At 36.0% G+C, this 6,189-nt stretch carries 8 protein-coding genes; 7 read left to right on the forward strand and 1 reads right to left on the reverse strand.

The features are described 5' to 3' along the window. Positions 1–413: 413 nt before the first annotated feature. The 7 genes from V7014_RS27380 (at position 414) to V7014_RS24125 (ending at position 5,877) form a co-directional block, all read left to right on the forward strand. Entirely contained in the window at positions 414–500 is an 87-nt protein-coding gene (locus V7014_RS27380; protein ID WP_438824971.1) for a YopX family protein, read from the forward strand. Positions 501–513: 13 nt separating this feature from the next. Next, entirely contained in the window at positions 514–693 is a 180-nt protein-coding gene (locus tag V7014_RS24100) for a hypothetical protein (protein ID WP_335511124.1), read from the forward strand. A gap of 587 nt (positions 694–1,280) precedes the next feature. Further along, the gene (locus tag V7014_RS24105) at positions 1,281–1,517 is read left to right on the forward strand and encodes a hypothetical protein (RefSeq protein ID WP_335511126.1); all 237 of its coding nucleotides are present in this window, start codon (positions 1,281–1,283) and stop codon (positions 1,515–1,517) included. A gap of 1,273 nt (positions 1,518–2,790) precedes the next feature. Beyond that, positions 2,791–3,822, forward strand: coding sequence for an alpha/beta fold hydrolase (locus V7014_RS24110; protein WP_335511128.1), 1,032 nt, complete (start codon positions 2,791–2,793; stop codon positions 3,820–3,822). 325 nt (positions 3,823–4,147) lie between these two features. After that, entirely contained in the window at positions 4,148–4,330 is a 183-nt protein-coding gene (locus tag V7014_RS24115) for a hypothetical protein (RefSeq protein WP_335511130.1), read from the forward strand. Positions 4,331–4,712: 382 nt separating this feature from the next. Then, positions 4,713–4,856 (forward strand): hypothetical protein, encoded by a 144-nt coding sequence (locus tag V7014_RS24120; RefSeq protein WP_335511132.1) that lies wholly within the window; start codon positions 4,713–4,715, stop codon positions 4,854–4,856. Between the two features lie 505 nt (positions 4,857–5,361). Continuing rightward, positions 5,362–5,877 carry a hypothetical protein gene (locus V7014_RS24125; protein ID WP_335511133.1) on the forward strand — a complete coding sequence of 172 codons (516 nt, stop codon included), beginning with the start codon at positions 5,362–5,364 and terminating at the stop codon, positions 5,875–5,877. Between the two features lie 202 nt (positions 5,878–6,079). On the opposite strand, the gene V7014_RS24130 is transcribed toward V7014_RS24125, so the two are convergent. Continuing rightward, complete coding sequence (locus tag V7014_RS24130; protein ID WP_335511135.1) at positions 6,080–6,178, reverse strand: DUF6429 family protein; 99 nt, start codon at positions 6,176–6,178, stop codon at positions 6,080–6,082. Between the last annotated feature and the right edge of the window lie 11 nt (positions 6,179–6,189).

The raw sequence follows: 6,189 nt of genomic DNA on the forward strand, positions 1-6,189 counted from the left end.
CATCTAATATAGTTGCTCATGGGTACTACTCCTTTTTGATTTTTTATAACTATATTTTTGTTAATCAAGTTTTATTCATTTAATTATACAAGTAGAAAAATAACTAGTTGTGCTTTGTAATATGGAAACAAAGGAGTAACTTTATTTGTTTTCAAGTAAGTAGATAAAAGTAAGGAAACTGAAGAATTATTTAGTTTCTCTAAAAAGTTGAAATAAAAAAAGACGAGTTTTCTCGTCTCTAATCTTTGAGTTTATCGAGCTTTTCAGAAATAGTTCTAAGAAGTTCATTCCTTTCCTTTTGCATTTTAAAAAATTTAGTTACAAACTAAATTATAAAAACAATTGGAACTAAATAATATAACAATGATAAAATCGCGCTTATTGAGCAACACTTACAAGATAAACAAGAAGTCATTTGGGAATCAGTTGGAGAGTACACAGGATTAAATGATAGAAATGGTATTGAAATATACGAAGGTGATGTCATAAAACGTAAGTGATTTGCAAGAAAAAATGAGTATTAGTAAACAGCTTTATAACGTGAATATGAAACATACAGAGAGCGTGTATGTACCTGTATATTCAGATCCTGCAAATCCATCCACTTACCAAAATAAATGGGAAGAACATGCTAATGAATATGTAAATGAACAAATTCTAGCTACACTATTTCCCAATACGAATGCACCATAGATGATAAAAGTAGAATCTACTATCTACATACGAGAGACACATTCGATGTGACAGTGAAACGTCTCAATGATTCGATGGCTGATAGATTATGAGATATATTCTTTATGGATGATGAGTAGGCCAACTTATGGTATGGCATTTCCTATGGTGGGAGTGTTCTAAATGAAAATTACTAACTGGGGCATTGTTTTTCTTTTACTGTAGATGATTCCTACTTAAAAAATTTATGCGGCTGATACGGGTGTTTGGTATGAGGGTACCCTGGAACAAATCTTTTCTGATATCACATTATATGATAAAGCGACACGTACGTGGAAAACTGATAAAAGTCTCATTCAATCTATTCCATTTTTAACCGAATTTGTAGATAAAAATGGAGAGCCAATGCCTTCTAAATGGCTTGATAAAAAGTATATTCGTCAAACCAAATTAGATAAAGTACGAAGAGATACCATTGTTTCCACCATACAAGATAATCTAGCTTACTATATCAATCAACATAATACATATACACGCTCATTGGGTATTGATTATCGCTGCACCTTGCCCCTTATTTCTGAAGAGGATTGGATTAATACAGGTAGACGATGTTCATACAAGGTGTACCAATTACGAAAGAGCATACCTATAACAACTATGCCCTTGCTGGGGCTAGAGTTCAAAAAAATGTCCAATATGCAGCTGGTGTGAAAGATGGTATAAAAGTTTATTTTAGAGAAGACACGAAGATTGATACAAGCGATATTCTAGTCAACAGAACATTTACAAGTGCTAAACCAGTGGCGGCGGAGGGATATTTTCCGTTAGAAACGATCGGGAATTAATTAACGGGGACAAGTCTTGGTTAACGAAAAGAACTCTGTAGTTACCAAGCATTATCCTGAAATAAATAGAAAAGAAGGGAAATGCTGTAATTTTATATAACAGCGGAGAGTATGAGGTATCCAAACGTAAAAGACTATTATTCTTGTCGTAGATGTCATACATTTCATCGTCGAACAACTGGAGCGAATATTAGTCGAAAGAAATGTTTTTATGTGGTAAAAAGACGGAGAAAGAAGCAGCGATTAGTATAGCAAATGATGAAATACTACAAGTTTGCGAGGATTGTAACGAAAAGTTGAGTTCGATAAAGTAAAGAATCCTTTTCAATATTATTGTGTATAGCTGAATAGGGTTTGCTACAATTCTAGTGCAGGTAAGCTCCGGAAAAAGTTGTACTTTATAAAGTGAAAATGACAGTAAGTGCTTCTAATAAGCGATCACCTGTAGCTGGTATCAATATTGTCGGTTTACATCATTTGGTGGTGTACGAAAAGGGTTTGTTTTGATGACTTCGTGTTATTAAATCAAACCCTTATTATCTAGACGTATTGTAATTAGTCTTTGTTAATCAGTATTTCACTTTTGAAATATTTAATTACGGCCATTATTATCCATAAGAAAGCAGAAATAATTCCTATGTACATACATACTATCCATAAGGGCTTAAATATTTGTAGGTATAGGTTTGACTTTGTATCTAATATAAAAACGGTAGAGGCTTGAATAAGCATAAAAATTGCAAGGAAACAAATTGTGATATTTTTTAACCACTTTTGAATTTGTTTAATAAAATTACTCACTCTAACACTCCGCTTTCAGTCCAAGTAGTTTTATGTTTACTATTAATAGTTTAACACTTTAAAAAACGCCAGTCATGCAATTCAATAATTGGGCCATCTTCTGGCGCAATCAGTAATAACTAAATTTAACTTTTTAAAACGCTCCTTTCGTATAGATTGTGGCTTTTTGACAATCCTTTTGGAATAGCTTTTCCTTGTTGCCCATAGGTGAGGGCTATAAGCAAGTCATCAGGCTGTTTGAACAGGTACAGTTTGAGTCCATATAATTGATATCAATGCGATTTTGGTTTTAATAACACCGGATGGTGGTGACGTTGTAACTGATACCTAATCACGCCATCCGTTATGATTAATCTTTGACTATTATCATAATGTATTATAATATCGTTATTGAATTTAAAAATGGTAATAATTTACATTAATTAAAATGGCTCATCAAAGCCATTTTACGAAACTGAAAAGGGGGCATCGTATGAACACAACCACCGTCAAGGCAAAGCGAACCAGTCGTAAGAATTGGGCCAAAATGCTTGTGACAGCCCTGGCTGTTCTCGTGTGCATCATCGGTATCGGCTTTGTGTATGAAATGGTCGCATCTTTGCAGGCTAAGCAGAACTATCCTCCGCCGGGCAAGTTGGTCGATGCCGGTGGATTTCGCCTGCATGTTAGGAAGATCGGGATTGGCTCGCCGACAATTGTCTTCGAGGCTGGAAGCCGAGAGTCCAGCAACATCTGGAGAGATATTCCTGAGCAGTTGGCAAAGGACGCGACGATCGTCACATACGACCGGGCCGGCTATGGCTGGAGTGAGCAGGCGGATACGGAACGGACCGGCAACCGTATCGTGCAAGAGCTGCATACCGCGTTGCAGCAGGAAGGCATTCGTGGGCCTTACATTCTCGTCGGCCATTCCCAGGGCGGTATGTATTCCCGACTTTTCGCGCAGAAGTATAGGGATGAGGTCGCCGGTCTGGTGCTGTTGGATGCGCGACCGGATCAATTCTCACAGGCAACGGCTGCTATTTTTGAACGGGAAGGATTAGATCCGGATAAGGCGGGAAAGCATCCTACAGCCTTGGTGAAGCTATTAAAAGCGTCAGGGGCTATGCGGTTGTTCCAGAATTCTCTATTAGCTCAATTGCCGGCTGAGGAGAGGCCGCTTTATGTAAATGTGGAGGCAGCGTCAGCTTACTTGGAGACGGCGGAAGAAGAAGACAGACACATGACTGAAGTGGAAGAGGCTATCCGCGATCAACAGCTCGGATCCCTTCCCGTCAGAATCGTCACTCACGGCATTCCGAACGACGCTACCGCATTCGGCATGTCCTCAGAGAGTAGCCAACAGCTGGAAGATATTTGGCAGGAGCAGCAAAAGGGCTTGCTGGATATTTTATCAGACAGCGAACTAATTATAGCTCAGAAAAGCGGCCATATGATTATGCATGACGAGCCCGATTTGGTAGTTGAGATCGTCCGGGGATTACTGACACAACACCGGAATTGATTCCGTTGTTGTGTCATTTTGTATTTGATAAGCCCGCTTAGCTTGGCTGCCGCAGCCATTCTACACAGGGTTATACTACCTTACGGTTCTGTCCAACAGGTTGAACTAGCGAGGCAATAAGGAGGCACAAGGGTGTGCTTTTTTTTATGCTTATAATATCATAAGCTATTATGTAATATGTCCAACGTGGTGGTATGTTTGTAATAGGGGGTTATAGAATATTGTGTGAGTGTAGATATTCGAATAAGTTCTATGATGATGTATCTAAAGAAGCATGTGTTAATTTTACTGAAATGATGTAGCAAATGGTAGCCAAGCAGGTCCGATGGAGTTATCTATGCTTATTGCACCTGTTGTGGGATCTATTCTTGCCAAGTGGCTTGGAGTTTCAATCGTCTTGATAGGAGCAGGTGGAGCAACCATCTTATTGAGTATAATTGTTTTCATCTTTATTTTCATAAAAATAAAGGTTCGAAATGATACTCAAGAAAAACACTTCCATGCATAAAAGTTAATACTTTGTAAGTAAATGCACTTAAACTATCGGATGCTCTAGCAGAAGATCAGAGCTGTCATATAGGTGATAATACGTTAGTTGAACAAGTGAAAGGAATTGCATCTATACACCAACTGTTAGAAACTATAAGGCTAAATAAGAGCCTAAAATAATTGTGCATAAATAGGTTTTGACAACTGTATAACTTATCAGGACTTAATAATACTGTAAAATCAAGATACAAAGTCATAACTAGTGCGTTGAAAACTGCTTCCAAGTGTCAATATTATAGAAGCAAATAAAAAAGTAGTGTAAAGATAATGAAAATATAGGTTTAAATGAACTTTGTAGCGAAAGAATTCAATACAACAAACACTATACAAGGGGAGATACTTTGAAAAAAATAAGGGACGCGACCAAAGATGATATGACAAATATTTATATGATGGGATATGATGTTTGGGGAGACAATATGACTCTCGAAGAGTATGTAACGAATTGCCAGGAATCTAGTAAGTATAAAAAGGGAAAATGGTGAGGCTGTCATTTGACGGCCTTTTCGTTTGTAATTAAAGGAGCAGATTAAGATAATAATATTTTATCGAATTTATTCGCTCTTATTTAATTTAAAGTGAGGAATAAGGATTAGATAATTCATGTAAAATTGTAAAACTAGTATTGATTAGAGTTCGGCATAATAGTCATCCAACATTTTGTGAATAATTACATGTCAACTAATGGGGGTAACTAAGTGTTTTTTGATTTGTTGCAGGTTAAAAATATTTATTTATAATTAATATGTTCAAATTATTGTATTAGAAAGAAAGTGTATGTATGGATTATAATCTTCACCCTAGTGTTTATGCCTTTCCTGGAAAATGGGTTGGCGGAGTATCAATGATACTTGGACCTATATTCTTATTCGTAGGAGTGATTTTAAGGTTCAAGTTTAATTTCTTTTTTCCAGATCAACTTGAAGCTTTTGAGAGTTCCACTATTATAATGACTATTTCGTATAGCTTTTTTTAGCTGGAAATATATTGTTGAGTTTAGGAATCATATTTTTAACGAATCTCGTCTATAAGCATAGTCCAACTATAGCAATATGGGGTGGAATCTTTACGGTTTTTGGTTTATTCGCAAGAGCGTTTCACGCTGGAATTGATCATCTAGCATTTCAAATTGTAAATATTAAAAACCTTTCAGTAGCGACAGATATAGTAGCGGAATCGTATGGTGCATTTCATATTGTAAGTACTTTAAACGGGGCTATTATGCTTGGATGGATTATTTTAGCTATTGGTACATATCGTGCTAATGTATTAAATATTTTTCAATCTATCTGTTTAGCGTTAATGTCTTCTCTTCCACTTGGTGTGTTAAAAGGAACTACCATTTTTTCAATTATTGCGACATTAGGATTATGTGTTGCTATTATACCTTTGGGCATTAAAACTTTGAAGAACGGACCGCAACCCAGCATTCGAAAAATTATTGCTTGGGTGATGTTTGTAAATATTTTAGTAGTTATTTTCTTTGTTTTTGGAAGGTTGGGTTGATTAACGTTACACATAAACATACTTAGAGGCTATTTCAAAAGTAATTTTCAATTACTTTGAATCACTTGTGAGACATTGAATTAAAAGACTAAACCTGTTAATAATTTGTGAAAAATCACACTTAAACTATCAGGTACAAGAACTCAAGTTGTCTTTGAGAAGAGAGTATAATTGATTAAGGAATCCTCTTATGAGAGATTCCTCAGTGGTCTTTTATATTATATTTCTTTATTAGTTTCTTAGCTTCCTCAATACCTTCATCTGTTAGGTAAACAGATTTTGAACGCTTACTATCACGAATGAAATTTTTTC

The sequence above is a fragment of the Bacillus sp. JJ722 genome (assembly GCF_036963345.1).
In the GTDB taxonomy this organism is placed as follows: Bacteria; Bacillota; Bacilli; order Bacillales; family DSM-1321; genus Bacillus_AD.